General features: G+C 48.4%; 14 protein-coding genes. 10 read left to right on the plus strand and 4 right to left on the minus strand.

Annotation, left to right across the window (positions count from 1 at the left end; all coding sequences use genetic code 11):
* The first annotated feature begins 1 nt into the window (after position 1).
* The 4 genes from AKN87_RS09505 to AKN87_RS09520 all read left to right on the plus strand — a co-directional run bounded on the left by AKN87_RS09505 (position 2) and on the right by AKN87_RS09520 (position 4,266).
* Positions 2-421 (plus strand): DUF4426 domain-containing protein, encoded by a 420-nt coding sequence (locus tag AKN87_RS09505; protein WP_053100893.1) that lies wholly within the window; start codon positions 2-4, stop codon positions 419-421.
* 28 nt (positions 422-449) lie between these two features.
* Positions 450-1,043, plus strand: coding sequence for an RdgB/HAM1 family non-canonical purine NTP pyrophosphatase (gene rdgB / locus AKN87_RS09510; RefSeq protein ID WP_053103282.1), 594 nt, complete (start codon positions 450-452; stop codon positions 1,041-1,043).
* Entirely contained in the window at positions 1,044-2,195 is a 1,152-nt protein-coding gene (gene hemW, locus AKN87_RS09515; RefSeq protein ID WP_053103283.1) for a radical SAM family heme chaperone HemW, read from the plus strand.
* A gap of 148 nt (positions 2,196-2,343) precedes the next feature.
* Positions 2,344-4,266 (plus strand): MFS transporter, encoded by a 1,923-nt coding sequence (locus AKN87_RS09520; RefSeq protein WP_053103284.1) that lies wholly within the window; start codon positions 2,344-2,346, stop codon positions 4,264-4,266.
* A gap of 54 nt (positions 4,267-4,320) precedes the next feature.
* On the opposite strand, the gene AKN87_RS09525 is transcribed toward AKN87_RS09520, so the two are convergent.
* Together AKN87_RS09525 and AKN87_RS09530 are read right to left on the minus strand one after the other, a co-directional pair.
* Positions 4,321-5,382 (minus strand): DUF748 domain-containing protein, encoded by a 1,062-nt coding sequence (locus AKN87_RS09525; protein WP_053103285.1) that lies wholly within the window; start codon positions 5,380-5,382, stop codon positions 4,321-4,323.
* Positions 5,383-5,475: 93 nt separating this feature from the next.
* Complete coding sequence (locus tag AKN87_RS09530; protein ID WP_053103286.1) at positions 5,476-6,399, minus strand: LysR family transcriptional regulator; 924 nt, start codon at positions 6,397-6,399, stop codon at positions 5,476-5,478.
* 98 nt (positions 6,400-6,497) lie between these two features.
* On the opposite strand from AKN87_RS09530, the gene AKN87_RS09535 reads away from it, so the two are divergent.
* The 4 genes from AKN87_RS09535 (at position 6,498) to AKN87_RS09550 (ending at position 8,902) form a co-directional block, all read left to right on the plus strand.
* Complete coding sequence (locus AKN87_RS09535) at positions 6,498-7,097, plus strand: FMN-dependent NADH-azoreductase (protein ID WP_053100898.1); 600 nt, start codon at positions 6,498-6,500, stop codon at positions 7,095-7,097.
* Between the two features lie 61 nt (positions 7,098-7,158).
* Positions 7,159-8,004, plus strand: a complete 846-nt coding sequence (locus AKN87_RS09540; RefSeq protein WP_199533081.1) for a pirin family protein — start codon at positions 7,159-7,161, stop codon at positions 8,002-8,004.
* Between the two features lie 99 nt (positions 8,005-8,103).
* On the plus strand, positions 8,104-8,607 hold the full coding sequence (gene coaD / locus AKN87_RS09545) for a pantetheine-phosphate adenylyltransferase (protein WP_053100900.1): 504 nt from the start codon (positions 8,104-8,106) through the stop codon (positions 8,605-8,607).
* A 43-nt stretch (positions 8,608-8,650) separates the two neighbouring features.
* Positions 8,651-8,902 carry a YfhL family 4Fe-4S dicluster ferredoxin gene (locus AKN87_RS09550; protein WP_053100901.1) on the plus strand — a complete coding sequence of 84 codons (252 nt, stop codon included), beginning with the start codon at positions 8,651-8,653 and terminating at the stop codon, positions 8,900-8,902.
* A 77-nt stretch (positions 8,903-8,979) separates the two neighbouring features.
* Here AKN87_RS09550 and AKN87_RS09555 read toward each other — a convergent pair whose 3' ends face one another.
* Positions 8,980-10,824: a Na/Pi cotransporter family protein gene (locus AKN87_RS09555; RefSeq protein ID WP_053103287.1), complete on the minus strand. Its 1,845-nt coding sequence runs from the start codon at positions 10,822-10,824 to the stop codon at positions 8,980-8,982.
* 105 nt (positions 10,825-10,929) lie between these two features.
* Positions 10,930-12,228: an MFS transporter gene (locus AKN87_RS09560; RefSeq protein WP_053103288.1), complete on the minus strand. Its 1,299-nt coding sequence runs from the start codon at positions 12,226-12,228 to the stop codon at positions 10,930-10,932.
* A 294-nt stretch (positions 12,229-12,522) separates the two neighbouring features.
* On the opposite strand from AKN87_RS09560, the gene glyQ reads away from it, so the two are divergent.
* Positions 12,523-13,470, plus strand: coding sequence for a glycine--tRNA ligase subunit alpha (gene glyQ / locus AKN87_RS09565; protein WP_053101967.1), 948 nt, complete (start codon positions 12,523-12,525; stop codon positions 13,468-13,470).
* Positions 13,467-15,521 (plus strand): glycine--tRNA ligase subunit beta, encoded by a 2,055-nt coding sequence (gene glyS / locus AKN87_RS09570; protein WP_053103289.1) that lies wholly within the window; start codon positions 13,467-13,469, stop codon positions 15,519-15,521. The genes glyQ and glyS overlap by 4 nt, the downstream gene beginning before the upstream one ends.
* Positions 15,522-15,552: the final 31 nt, after the last annotated feature.

Genomic DNA, 15,552 nt, shown 5'->3' on the forward strand with positions numbered 1-15,552 from the left:
CATGCGTCATTTAATCGTCCTATTGCTCAGTGCGGTGTTAGCTTTACCGGTATTGGCTGCAGAGCGTATGCAGCGCTTAGGTGAAGTGGAGGCCCATTACAGTGTGTTTAATTCCAGTTTTTTACAGCCCGAGATTGCTAAAGCCAGTGGCTTAACCCGCAGTAAAGAGCTAGGCGTATTGAACTTGTCTTTTGTGCAACAGGGTAAAGGTCAGGTAGTAAAACTTAGCGGTACGGTGACCGACTTAATGAGTAAAACTACGCCATTAACCTTTCGCGAAACCAAAGAAGGCAGTGCGGTGTATTACTTAGCGCAGTTCAAGCAAAGCAGCCGTGAAATTTTAAAATTCAAGATTGAGGCTGAGTTTGCCGATGGCCAGCGCCATACCCTGCAATTCAGCCAAGAAGTTTTTCCGGACTAAATTTTCTCAGTAAATAAGTAGCGACTTAATGAAAGAACTTGTTCTCGCCAGCCATAACCCAGGCAAACTCAAAGAGCTACAAGCGATGCTCGGAGCGCAGGTCAAACTGCGTTCGATTGCTGAGTTTAGCCAAGTCGAGCCTGAAGAAACGGGCTTAAGCTTTATTGAAAATGCCATTTTAAAAGCCCGACATGCTGCCGAAGTTTCGGGCTTACCGGCCTTAGCCGATGATTCGGGACTGGCTGTGGATTATTTAGGCGGTGCGCCGGGTATTTATTCGGCGCGCTTCGCTGCCGATGAAGGTGCTAAAGGTGATGCGGCGAATAACGCCAAATTGTTGCGCGTGCTTGAAGGTGTACCTGAAGCTGAACGGGGTGCGCAGTTTGTCTGTGTTTTAGCACTTATGCGCCACGCGGCTGATCCACTACCGCTGGTGTGTGAAGGACTGTGGCAGGGCCGTATTTTGTTGCAAGCTCAAGGCCAACATGGCTTTGGCTATGATCCTTTATTTTGGCTTGAGGAGCATCAGTGCAGTAGCGCAGAGTTAGCCCCAGAGCTGAAAAATCAGCATAGCCATCGGGCGCTGGCGATGCGTTTGCTTAAGCAACGCTTAGGACTGTAAATGCCCAGTTCTTTGCTGCAGTTACCGCCGCTTTCACTGTATATCCATATTCCATGGTGTATTCGTAAATGCCCGTATTGCGATTTTAACTCCCATGCCGCTGGCCCTGAATTACCTGAGGCAGCGTATGTGGCTGCATTGCTTGAGGATTTGCAGCAAGATTTAGCTTGGGTGCAAGGGCGTAAACTGGCCTCAATTTTTTTTGGTGGTGGCACTCCTAGCCTGTTTTCTGCCAATGCTATGCAACAGATTTTAACCGGAGTCGAGCAGTTAATTCCATTTCAGCCAGGGATTGAAATTACCTTAGAAGCTAATCCTGGTACCTTTGAGCAAGACAAGTTTACTGGCTTTCGCCAGACCGGCATTAATCGGTTATCGATTGGAATGCAAAGCTTTCAAGACGATAAGCTTAAGGTACTGGGGCGAGTACATACCGGCACAGAAGCCATGCGCGCCGCAGATATGGCACGCACGGCTGGGTTTGATAACTTTAACTTAGACCTCATGCACGGTTTACCTAAGCAAACTGTGGCAGATGCAATGGATGACTTAGCCCGTGTCTTTGCTTTGCAGCCGACACATATTTCTTGGTATCAGCTGACCATGGAGCCCAATACGCTGTTTTGGAGTAAGCCGCCGGTACTGCCTGAAGACGACACCCTGTGGGATATTCAAGAGCAAGGGCAAGCACTGTTAGCTGAACAGGGGTATCGCCAGTATGAAACCTCAGCCTATGCCAAGCCTGGCTATCAAGCGCAGCACAATCTTAATTATTGGCAATTTGGTGATTTTTTAGGCATTGGAGCTGGCGCCCACGGCAAAATTACCCAAGCCGATGGCCAAATTCTACGAATGTGGAAAACCCGCCAGCCTGCGGATTATTTGAATCCTGATAAAGCTTTTTTAGCCGGCAGTAAGGTGCTGATGGCTGAAGATCTGCCATTTGAATTTTTGATGAACACCCTGCGTTTAGTTGAGGGTGTGCCGAGTACGCTGTTTAGCCAGCGCACAGGCTTGCCGTTAGCCCAATTAGCAGCAGGCCGACAGCAGGCCGAGCACAAGGGATTGTTAGACAAAAATCTTGCGTATTTACGACCTAGCGCCCAAGGGCAGCTGTTTTTAAATGATTTACTACAGCTGTTTTTAGAGTAATTGAGTAAATTTTCGCTAAAAAAAGCACAAAATGTTACTTCCAGTCGGTCTATTGGTTCTAATAATTAACGATTAACCGCCGGTTAATTTTAAGTGAATGCGTCAAGTGTTGGCACTTGGCGCTTGAGTAACAGGGTAGAACAGACCGATGAAAAGCTCTAAGAAAGCGTCGCCCGAAAACCATAGCAGTCAGTTTAGTCTGCTTAAACAACAGCGTTTCGCGCCATTTTTTTGGGTGCAGTTTGCAGGAGCTGCAAACGACAACTTATTTAAGTTTGCCTTTACCGTAATGGTCACCTATCAGCTGAGTGTCAGCTGGATGCCACCGAGCATGGCAGGTCTTGTGATTGCTGCGTTGTTTATTTTTCCTTACTTATTATTCTCGGCGACTTCAGGACAAATCAGCGATAAGTTCGCCAAAACCAAATTAATTCGCCACGTTAAAGATTTAGAAATCGGCATTATGCTGCTGGGGGTTGTGGGCTTTGTCCTAGAAAGTCCTGTGGTGTTATTACTATGTACTTTTTTAATGGGGCTGCAGTCGACCATTTTTGGTCCACTGAAATACGCCTATTTACCCCAAGTTCTCAATCAGCGTGAACTAACCGGTGGGAATGGGGTGATTGAGATGGGCACCTTTGTGGCGATTTTATTGGGTAACGTCGCAGGTGGCTTAATGATTGCGGTGCCCGAAATAGGTCACTATCAGGTCGCGGCAGCCTGCTTGGGCTTAGCAGTACTGGGGCGTTTAATCGCACAAGCAGTGCCAGAGCTACCGGCCACTGATCCGCAGCTTAAAATTAATTGGAATCCCTTGACTGAAACGTGGCGCAATCTAAAACTGGCACGAGCCAATCCGGTGGTGTTTCGCTCTATGCTGGGGATCAGCTGGATGTGGTTCTTTGGCGCGGTATTTTTAAGTCAGTTTCCCAGTTTTGCCAAAGAAGTACTGCAGGGTAATGAGCAAGTAGCTTCATTATTGCTGGTGGTGTTTTCGGTGGGTATTGCTATCGGGTCCTTACTTTGTGAAACCCTTAGCCGCCGCCAAGTAGAAATTGGTTTAGTGCCGATTGGCGCTATTGGCATGAGTCTGTTTGCGGTGGATCTGTATTTTTCTACCCGTGGTTTGCCAAATCAGGCCGAAATGGGCCTAGCCGCTTTTATGCAGCAGCCTGCACACTGGCGGGTATTAGTGGATTTATTAGGCTTAAGTTTATTTGCCGGCCTGTACAGCGTGCCAATGTATGCCTTGATTCAAATGCGTACGGAACCGACTCATGTGGCACGGATGATTGCTGCCAATAATATTTTAAACGCACTCTTTATGATTGCTAGCTCCTTACTTGCTGGTGGTTTATTGGCTGCGGGTTTAACTATTCCCCAAGTGTTTTTAGTGGTTGGGGTGATGAATGCACTAGTAACTTTTTATATTTTTATGCTGGTGCCGGAGTACTTTTTACGCTTTTTATCTTGGCTACTTTCCAACCTTATTTATCGCTTTAAGGTTAGTAATGCTGAGGCCATTCCCCAGCAGGGGCCGGTGGTTTTAACCTGTAACCATGTCAGCTTTGTTGATGCGGTCTTGCTTATGGCTGCTAGCCCCCGGCCGATTTACTTTTTAATGGATCACCGGATTTTTAAAACTCCAGTCTTAGGCTGGGTATTTAAATTAGCCAAAGCCATTCCTATTGCACCCCAGCGCGATGATGCGGCCGCCTATGAGCAAGCCTTTGAGCAAGCAGCGCAGGTGCTAAAAAACGGTGATGTGTTAGCGATCTTCCCTGAAGGAGCCATTACCCGTGATGGTGAGCTAGGAGCGTTTAAACCGGGGCTATTAAAAATTTTAGCCTCAGCCAAACAAGCGGGCTTGTCGGTACCGGTGATCCCTATGGCGCTCACTAACTTATGGGGTTCGTACTTTAGCCGAATTGAGGGAGTAGCGATGAAAAAGCCATTGCGTCGTGGCCTTTGGAACAAAGTGGGACTGCGAGTAGGGGAACCCATAGCCGGTGATCAAGTGCGAATGGATCAGCTCAAGCAGCAGATCCAGGCATTACTTAATCAAGCCTAAGCACACAAAGTTAATGGCGGTGGCGGTGTTGAGTTTAAAGTGCGCCGTCACCAGTTACTGAGCAGACTCGTAGGTAGGGGTAAAGGCTTTAACAAAGCCATTTTTTAGCACTGATAAAAAAGCTTGTAAGGGGCTCAGTTTGGCGTGCTGAGTGGTGCCCTTAAGCTCAACCTTGGTGGCAAACTGATTTTTTGCTTGGTTTTTTAGTGCTGTTTCACCAGTACCAACCAGCGCTTCCCATAGCCCTTGGAAAATATTCTTATCCGGATTTTTAATATCTTGCTGGTAGTTAAATACCTCAACGTTATGCAGCAAGGGTTTGATGTAACCGCTGAGCTGCGAGTCTTTTGCTTCAACATCCAGCACCACATCGCCAGTACCTTTAGCAAAATCAAACTTAGCGTAAGCTTGGGTAAATTCATTAAAGTGTTTGAGTGCCACGTCCGTGGTTTTGGCTTTAATGGCAAAGTTTTGCCAATCAGTTAAGGGGTCAAAGGAGGCGCTAGCCTCTATTTTGGCCGCATTAAATAACTGGCCATGCCCAGTAAAGTGCGCCACTCGCTGACCTTGAGCGTCCTCAATATTGGTTAGATTACTGATGCTGCCTTGAACTTGATCAGCATACAGATGCACTTTGGGCTGGGTGGTAAAATTGTAAAAGGCTAGCTGTCCATCATGGATCTGTACTTCGTTAAGCTTAATCGGCACTAATTGCCGCAGTTGCTGACGCCAGTCCACGCCCTGACCGGTTTGTGAAGCACCTGTTCGGCCGCCATCAACAAAGTTGACTTCAGGTTGTTCAAAACTGACGGTGGCAACAACAGAGTGCCGGTTCCAAAGAGCTGGCCAGCTAATCGAGATAAAAATTTGTTTGGCGGCAAATAAAGGGACGGGAATTTCTGCATTCTTTTTAACAATGCTGAGTTGGTCGATTCGATAAGCCCCACGCCATAATTGCAGATCAATGTGCTCAATATGGCCACGATATTGCTCTAAATTATCTAGTTTTTGATTGAGATAGTGTAATAACCAAAGGGGTAGTAGCCATTCAATGGCGATGACTAACAATAACAGGCTAAACAGGAGCCCCAGGGAAATTTTAGCGGTACGAGACATGGCATTACCCTACCTAGAGTCAGTGGTGGCGATAAACTAATCGACCGAGAATAGGGCTAAGGGTTCGCGCATGTGCGCTGCGCAAAGTTTAAATTAGTCGTCAAACTGCAGTGCAGTTTCTAGCATCGTTAAAAAAGCACGGGTTTTAGTGGGCATTAATTGGCGACTAGGAAACACCGCCCACGCGGTTTGCGCTGGTAAGCACCACTCAGGTAATACCCGCTGCAGCAGGTTTTTGTGCTGATAAATTTGCGTAAAATAGTGAGGCACGGCGATGATACCTGCACCGCGGCAGGCCAAATTAATCAACAGTTCTGGCGAGTTGGCAGTGAGGCGTCCAGGAGGTAAGCCTTGCCATTGTTCTTGGCCTTTTTTTAGTAACCACGGGATACTGGCGCCTTGGCCTGTCATTAAGCGGATCGAGTCAAACTGCATTAACTGGTCGGGCGTGGCAGGCGTGCCTCGTTCCCGTAAGTAAGCACTTGAGGCATACAAGCCACATTCAAAGACGCGCAGTTTTTTGGCAATTAATTGTGGATTGTCATCCACATTGCCAACTCGCAGCGCCAGATCAAAAGCTTCACCTAAGAGATCAACTCGGCGGGCAGATAAATCGAGCTCAAGACTGACATGGGGATGCAGCGCACTAAAGGCCGCCAGCATATCGACCAATAAAATATTAGCAAAGTCAGCCGGCATTGATACCCGTAATCGCCCGCTTGGTTGAGCTTGACGACTATCGCTAAGCTGCTGGGCTGCACCTACTTCAAGGCTAATTTGTTGCGCGTGCTCGAGTAACTGTTCGCCAAATTCAGTTAAGCGCAAACGCCTTGTGGTGCGTAGTAACACCTGCTCGCCTAATACCTGTTCTAGCTGGCTAATCCGCCGAGAAACGGTGGACTTAGGCAATCCTAAGCGATTGGCGGCGGCGGTAAAGCTGCCAAGTTCAACCACTTTGGCAAAGATCACCAAATCATCTGCGGTTAATTGTTCTTCAGGTGGAACAATGTTATCCATTTTCCCTCTCTAATCAGTGTGCGCAACAGTTGCTAGGATAACCCCACATTTAACGATTAACTATTTTATTTTATCCAGCCAGTGCTAAGGAACTCTCGATGAAAATTTTACAAGTGAATGCCAGCGTACGCGGTGATCAAGCTAACTCTACAAAAATTGCTAACCAAATAACGGCAGCCTTGCTCAATAAGCACCCAGAAGCTGAAGTAATCATTCGTGATTTAGGCCAGCAATCACCCGCGGTATTAGACAGTGCTGGTGTTCAAGCGCTATTTACGCCAGAAGAGGTACGCACACCTGAGCAGCAACGCCGCGTGGCCTTAGATGATCAGTTAATTGCTGAAGTGCAAGCAGCCGATGTGCTGGTGCTTGGCGTGCCGATGTATAACTTTGGTAACTCGATTCAACTAAAAAGCTGGATTGATGCACTGTGCCGTAACGGTACTACCTTCCGTTATACCGAAAATGGCCCAGTCGGTTTATTAACCGATAAGACAGTGTACGTCGGCTTTGCCCGAGGTGGGCGCTACCGTGGTACTGAGCAAGATAGCCAAACTCCATACTTAAAAACTGTACTGGGTTTTATTGGATTAACTGATGTGCGCTTTGTGTATGCCGAAGGATTAAATATGGGCCCCGATGCTGCCGCCCAAGGTTTTGCTGAGGCCGAACAAGATATTGCTCAGCAGGTGCAATAATTTCTGAACCTTGTTATTAACGACGCTGGAGATTGAGATGAAACACGTTACCCAACAAGCGATTCAACGTAGCCGCGAAATTGAATCAGTCGTGGCTGGGCAAGCAACCTCAGACGGTGCAGGCGTGCAACTTACCCGTTTACTTGGGCAACAACTGCAGCGTCGTTTAGATCCATTTTTGATGCTCGATGCGTTTGGTAGCGATAATCCGGATGATTACATTGCCGGCTTTCCTGACCACCCACACCGAGGATTTGAGACAGTGACTTATATGCTGCACGGCAAAATGCTACACCGCGATAGCCAAGGTAATGAGGGCTTATTACAAGACGGTGGGATGCAGTGGATGAGTGCAGCCCGTGGGGTGATTCACTCAGAAATTCCCCAGCAAAGTGCAGGCTTAATGCAGGGCTTTCAGTTATGGGTAAATTTACCGGCGGCCAATAAAATGGATCAGCCGTGGTATCAAGATGTAAACCCCGAGCAAATTCCGGCTATAGAAACTGAGCAGGGCGTACAGGTAAAAATTTTGGCGGGCGAAACCCATGGGGTGCGAGGAGCAATTCAGCGCCCAGTCACCGAGCCGCTGATTTTAGATATCAGCTTGCCGGCTAATAGTGAGTTTTCCCAAGCCTTGGCTGCCGAGATGAACGCTTTTGTCGTGCCTTATCAAGGAGAGCTGCGATTGGCTGGGCAGAGAGTGAGTAGCCATCAGTTAGCGATTCTAAATAATTCAGCAGCTGCCGATGGTGTTATTTTGCGTAGTGCTGAGCAGCCAACACGGGTGTTATTGATAGCGGGCAAACCACTAAAAGAAGATATTGCGCAATATGGCCCCTTTGTGATGAATAGCAAAGAGGAGATTTACCAAGCAGTGAATGATTTTCAGCAGGGTAAGTTCGTTTAATTCACGCTGTTTAACAGGTCCACGCACTCAGCCTTTGCCCACAAGCGCTGGGTGCGTTAAGATTTGCCCCTTAAATTGGACACTGTAAAGGACATCGCGATGAAGCGCGTTTTATATCCTGGTACCTTTGACCCCATCACTCGCGGTCATAGCGATCTTGTGGAGCGTGCGGCCCGCATTTTCGACGAAGTAATTGTAGCGGTTGCGGCTAGCCCGAAAAAACAGCCATTATTTAGCTTAGAAAAGCGCGTAGCCTTGGCCGAAGAAGCCTTAGCGCATTTACCTAATGTACGGGTATTGGGCTTTAGCAATCTACTTGCGCACTTTGTAAAAGAAGTCGATGCCCATGTACTGATGCGTGGTTTGCGTGCAGTTTCTGATTTTGAGTATGAATTTCAACTGGCCAATATGAACCGTAAATTAGCCCCTGATGTTGAAAGCATGTTTTTAACCCCATCAGAAAAATACTCCTTTATTTCCTCAACCTTAGTGCGAGAAATTGCGGCGCTTGAAGGAGATATTTCTGAGTTTGTGCATCCCGCAGTAGAGGCGGCTTTAGCTGAGCGCCGTCGGCAAGTGGCGGCTGAAAAAGCGGCTAATTAGCTGACTCGTTGCGCGGAATAATGTTTTGTAGGAGTAGCCAATCATGGCGCTAGTCATCACTGATGATTGTATTAACTGCGATGTGTGTGAGCCGGAGTGTCCGAATAGCGCGATTTCGCAGGGCGAAGAAATTTATGAAATTGATCCCATGCTCTGTACCGAGTGTGTGGGGCACTATGATGAGCCGCAGTGCCAGCAAGTATGCCCAGTAGATTGCATTCCGTTAGATCCTAATAACGTTGAAAGCAAAGATGAGCTGATGGAAAAGTACCTGATCATTACTGGTAAAGCTTAAGTTTTACTACGCAGCTTGCATAATCTGCTCAATCACTAACGCCAAGTAGCCAACGGGATACTTGGCGTTTTTGTTGGCTAAACCGAAATCAGTGGCATCTCGTCATTGTCACTTAAGCGGCGCATTTCCCGTAATAAGTCACCTTCTTGGGATAAGCCCAATTGCATCACATTACGTAAGCTTTGGGTAATACGGCTGCAGTAACCTAGATCATTCATCAGCGAGCTGGCTTCATGACCATTTAATTGCGCATCTCGCACTTGGGCAAAAATTTGCTGGCGAAACAGATGATCAAACTGTGCTGCCTGCCCATCAAACCAGTCTAGGCGCGTGCGCCAGACTTCATCCGGTAATTCGAGTAAGCCCATTTCCCGGACTTGGCGAAGCACCCAGATCAGATGTTTTCTGAGTTCAAAGTAGTTTTGTTGCATGCAGGGGCTGCTTTCTTGCAAAAATCGCCCCAAGTTTTTTTGTAGGTGTTTAGCGTCTTTAACCGCATCCACCAGTTGCAGGGCAACAATTTGTACCGTGCGCCAAAACTGTTGCTGTTCTGGTTCATTGGGAATATCTAAACGACTAATAAAGTCTAATAGGTCGCCATATACCCCTTTAATATGACGCTCGTAGAGCACTTGGGCATCTAACCATTCACGCTCTGGACGGGCCATTAAGCGGGCTTCATCAAGGGTGGGCGCGAGTAGTTGTTGAATTGGTTGGTAGAGCGCATGGCAAATTACCTCCAGACTTAGGCGGCCTAAGTGCTGCAACTCTTGTACCACTGCCCGTGAGGCTGTGTCTGGTGACGTTAGCGCTGAGGCACTGAGATAGCGAGCTTGGGTAAGGGGTGCGCTATGGGCAGAGAGCTGTTGGTCGGCAATGAGCACTTCTGGCTCTTGGCGATCGGGCAGTAGCTTAATCAGCGCTTTTTCCAGTAAATTTTGCCATGGCCAAAATAAGCCAACGCCAATTAAATTAAATAGAGTTTGAAACAGTGCCAGCTGCAACAGAGGATTATCCCCTGCGGCTAACCACTGCATCAGCCATTGGCAAAGCCAAGCTAAGGGGCTTAATAGCAGTAAGGTGATAATTCCCCCGCTAAGGTTAAATAACACATGCACCAAAACAAGGCGTTGGCCGCCCCGGTTACCGCCCAACCAGCCGACAATGGCAGTGGTTACACTACTGCCCACGTTGCCACCAATGGCCAGCGCCATACCTTGCCATAGCTCGATTTGTCCGGTGGCGAGCGCGGCTAAAATCAGCATTAAGGTGGCGTGACTGGATTGCAAAATTGAAGTCAGTAGCAAGCCAATTGCCACCAGAATCAGTTGCCCTATTAGGGTGTTATCCACCGCTTGGGTAAAATCAATCGAGTCGCCAAACTCACTGAAACCCACTTTAAGCTGATCGATGCCTAAAAAGATAAAGGCAATGCCTAATACTAAGCGACCAGCGGCTTTACCTTTGCTGCCATGAAAGCCTGCCAGCACGCCAAATACCAGTAGTGGCAGGGCTAATGGACTCAGGCTAAAGCCTTGACCGGCAGCGGCCAGTAGCCAAATGCCAGCACTGGTGCCCAAGTTAATACCGAGCAAAATGGCAATGCCGCCCGCCAGTTGAATCAATCCGGTGCTGATAAAGGCAATGGTTAGTAACGACATCAGCGTGGTGGATTGCAAGAGCATGGTGCCGCCCATCCCAAATAAAAAACTTTTGCCGCGGGTGGCGGTGCTGCGTTCTAGCCAGGTATCCAGTTTGCTGCCTGCTAACTGTTTTAACCCTTCTTCAAGGCACTGCATGCCAAATAAAAATAAGGCAAGGCCTGCACACAACTGTAACCAGCTGGCACTAAACCAAAAGCTGACACTGAGCAGAGTGATTAAAATCGCGATAAAACTAAGTTGTTTGATAACCGTATTCATGCAGAGTTACTCAAGGCTGCGGGCAAAAAAATCCCAAACCGATTAAGGCTTGGGATTTTAAGCTAAAACCTAGGCGGGATTATGTTTCACCCGCAGGCTAGGGTATTAATAGTGCTGTTCTTCAGAATCTAAGGCGATATCGTCCAGATTAACTTCTTGCATTTGCTCTTGCACCACTGCTTCATCAACTCGCGGGTCAAGGGCCGCTACTAATGGTGAGCTGCTTAAACTGTCGGGCATCACCACGTGCTGTAGCGTATCTTCGACCACTGTATCGTCTGGGATATTGCTTGGGTGCACGCAGATTGCAATAATCACCGCACACACGGTAAAAAATGCGTACAGCATATTGGCACCTATCAGGTTCATCAAGGATCCTGCCAACAGTGGGCCAATACTGGCGCCAACACCAAAAATAGTCAGCATAACCGCGGTGAGTGACACCCGGCGATCGGCATCCACATGGTCGTTGGCTAAAGCCACAGCCAGCGGATATAAGCTAAAAAATAGCGCACTACTGGCCGCGCCTAGGGTAAAGATTGCCCATAATGGGAATTCACTAAAAATAGCTAACGGCAGTGCGGTAAGCATTAAGATAATACTGCAACCACGAATTAACGTGGGCCGTGCTAAGCGGTCAGATAACCAACCAATAGGCCATTGCACCAATAAGCCGGCCACAATACAGATCGCCATAAACAAACCAATTTTATCGGTCGGTAGGCCAATTAACTTGGCATAGAGTGGCGCTAGACCATAGAACGCACCCACGGCCAGGCCTGCAGTGATTCCGGTAATCATCGACAAGGGAATTTTACTAATAAAGTAGCGCGGATTCAGCGGCGCAGGGCGTAACGGTTCGGGGTGAATCCGGCGAGTCACGGCCACTGGCACCAAGCACAAAGAAAAACACAAAGCCACCAATAACAGCAATTGAGTGCCCAAACTAGGTAACGCCACCAACACCAGTTGCCCTAAGACCATCCCCAGATAAGAAGCCATCATATAGCCAGAAAACACTAAGCCGCGTTCATGGGCACTGGACTGTTCGTTAAGCCAGCTTTCAATCACCATGTACATACACATCATGCCCAGCCCGACAATGACCCGCAGACCCAGCCAAATACTCAACTCTTGAGTCAGGCCATGGCCGAGCACCGCCGCGGTAACAACACCAGCACTGGCCACATAGGCACGAATATGACCCACCCTGGCAATCAGCCGGTGTCCTAACTTACCGCCAAGTACCAGTCCTAAATAAAACCCTGTCATCAAAGCACCCACCCAGATACTGCTGGCTTTATCGGCGATTTGTAAGGCTAGGTAGGTACTTAATAAACCTGAGCCAAGGAGCATGAGTAGGGTGGCAAAATACAACGCGCGAAAGGATTTCCACAGTTCCATGGTGCTTTAGGTCTCCTATCTAAAGGTATGGGGGGGTAGGACGCCAAGATACGTCGAGAAGACGAGTGGCGATGGTAAGTGGCTGTGAGCACCTAGGCTCATGCTACACCTAAGGGCAATGGGATGCCAAAAGTCGACTAAAGTTTAGTCTTGCAGAGGCTTAACTAGCGCTACCTAGAGTTGGGATAGATAAAATTATTGGCTGAGACTTTTTCCGCTGATCTGCGCTGCGACAATCGAGCCGAGCTTAGGTATACTGTGGGCTTTCATGCCAGTTTTTAAATGGGTATTTTTGTGAGCCAGACAACACCTGCGGTACGCACATTTCAGGATTTGATTCTCGCCTTGCAGAGCTTCTGGGCCGAGCAGGGCTGTATTGTATTACAACCTTACGATATGGAAGTAGGCGCGGGTACTTTCCACACCGCTACTTTCTTACGCGCGATTGGCCCCGAAACATGGAATGCGGCCTACGTGCAGCCCTCGCGTCGTCCAACTGATGGCCGTTACGGCGAAAACCCTAACCGTTTACAGCATTACTACCAATTTCAGGTGGTGCTCAAGCCTAACCCAGACAATATTCAAGACTTATACCTAGAATCGCTGCGTCGTATCGGTATTGATACTCAGGTGCACGATGTACGCTTTGTGGAAGATAACTGGGAATCGCCAACGCTGGGTGCGTGGGGATTAGGCTGGGAAGTGTGGCTCAATGGTATGGAAGTCACCCAGTTTACTTATTTTCAGCAAGTCGGTGGCGTTGAGTGCTATCCTGTAACCGGTGAAATCACCTACGGTTTAGAGCGCTTAGCCATGTACTTGCAAGGCGTGGACTCAGTATATGACTTAGTTTGGACCGATGGCCCCTTTGGTGTCGTGACCTATGGCGATGTGTTCCATCAAAACGAAGTCGAGCAATCCACCTACAACTTTGAACATGCCAATGTTGAAAAAATGTTCGAGTTATTTGATTTCTATGAAAGCGAAGCGAATCGCTTAATTGCTTTAGATTTACCCTTGCCCACCTATGAAATGGTGCTTAAAGCATCCCACACCTTTAACTTGCTGGATGCGCGCCGGGCCATTTCGGTGACCGAACGTCAGCGTTATATTTTACGGGTTCGCACCCTTGCACGTGCGGTGGCCCAAAGTTATTTACAGGCCCGGGCTAAACTAGGTTTCCCGATGGCCGAAGCCAGCTTGCGTGATGAAGTATTAGCTAAATTGGAGGCAGCAGAATGAACAACCTAGACTTTTTAGTCGAATTAGGAACCGAAGAGCTGCCACCGAAAGCCCTGCAAAGTTTAGGTAAAGCCTTTTTAGAAGGGGTGCTAAAAGGGGTTAAAGAAAACGGTTTACTGCATGGTGAAGCGCGTTTTTATGCGGCTCCACGTCGCTTAGCGGTCATGATCGAAGGCTTAGAAATTCAGCAGCCAGATCGTGAAGTCACCTTAGAAGGGCCGCCGGTTAATGTGGCGTTTGATGAAACTGGTGCACCGACTAAGGCTGCAGAAGGCTTTGCCCGTAAGTGCGGCGTAGAGCTAAGCGAAGTGGATCGCAGTGGGGCTAAATTGCGCTATGTGCGTCAGATTGCAGGCTTGCCAACCACAGAGTTAATGCCAGCGATCGTGGAAACCGCGCTGAATAGTCTGCCGGTGCCCAAGCGGATGCGTTGGGGTGCGAGCCGTAATGAGTTTGTACGTCCCACCCAGTGGTTATTAATGATTATTGGTGGCGAAATCATTGACTGTGAGATTCTTGGGCAAACCGCTAATCGCCTCAGCTATGGCCATCGTTTCCATCATAATCAAGCGATCACCATCAATAAGCCCAGCGAGTACCTTGATAAGCTCCGTGCCGGCTATGTGATTGCCGACTTTAATGAGCGCCGTGAACTGATTCAACGTCGAGTTGAGCAGTTAGCTAGCGAGCAGCAGGGCACCGCCATTGTGCCGCCAAGCTTGCTCGATGAAGTCACTGCACTGGTTGAGTGGCCTGTGCCGTTAGTCTGCTCATTTGAAGAGCACTTTTTGGCTGTACCGCAAGAAGCCTTGATTATCACCATGCAAGATAACCAGAAGTATTTCTGTTTGTTAGATGCTGAAGGCAAGTTGCTACCACGCTTTATCACCGTTTCTAATATTGAAAGTAAAGATCCGCGTCAGGTGATCGAAGGTAACGAAAAAGTGGTGCGTCCGCGCTTAACCGATGCCGAGTTCTTCTATCTACAAGACCAAAAGCAGCCCTTAGCCGACTTTAATGAGCGGTTAAAATCAGTGGTATTCCAAGCGCAGCTGGGTACGGTTTATGAGAAGGCGTTACGGGTTTCGGCCTTAGCGGGCAAAATCGCCCAGCAAATTGGCGGTGATGTCGAGCAGGCACAGCGTGCAGGTTTGCTCTCAAAATGCGACCTTGCTACGGAAATGGTCGGCGAGTTTCCTGAGATGCAAGGTATCGCTGGCTACTACTACGCCCAAGCGAACCAAGAGCCAGGTGAGGTGGCGTTAGCTCTGAACGAGCAGTATATGCCACGTGGGGCCGGAGCTGAGCTACCTAGCACTCTAACCGGTGCGGCAGTAGCGATTGCCGATAAGCTAGATACCTTAGTGGGGATTTTTGGCATTGGCATGTTGCCAACAGGTTCTAAAGACCCTTATGCCTTACGTCGTGCTGCCTTAGGTGTGCTGCGAATTTTGATCGAGAAAAAGCTCGAACTTGATTTACCAGCGATTTTACAACAGGCGATTGCCCAATTTGGCGAGCGAATAAAAGCGGCAGGCTTGTTGGAGCAAGTGCAAGAATTTATCTTTGACCGTTTACGTGCGCGCTACGAAGACGAAGGGGTCAATGTACAGGTCTATCAAGCGGTGCGTGCGATTCATCCCGTCTCGCCGCTAGATTTTGATCAGCGAGTACAGGCGGTACAAAACTTTATTCAGTTGCCAGAGGCGCAAGCCTTAGCGGCAGCTAATAAGCGTGTATCGAACTTACTGGGTAAAAGTGCCGATGCCCAACAGGTAAAAATTGAGCCACGGTTCTTTGATACGCCGGCTGAGTTCACATTGTATTCGGCGCTGCAACTAGCCGAGCAAGCAACTCAACCTCTGCGTGAACAACATCAGTACAGCGAAGTTTTATCCCGTTTAGCCAGTTTGCAAGAGCCGGTGGATAAGTTCTTTGATGATGTGATGGTGAATGCCGAGCATGCCGATATTCGTAACAACCGCCATGCCTTGCTGGCGCAGTTACGCCGCTTATTCTTGGCGGTAGCCGATATTTCGGTGCTTGACTAACACCTTTAAAGCCGCTGCGAGTGATTGCTAA

The organism is Thiopseudomonas alkaliphila, assembly GCF_001267175.1.
Classification (GTDB): Bacteria; Pseudomonadota; Gammaproteobacteria; order Pseudomonadales; family Pseudomonadaceae; genus Oblitimonas; species Oblitimonas alkaliphila.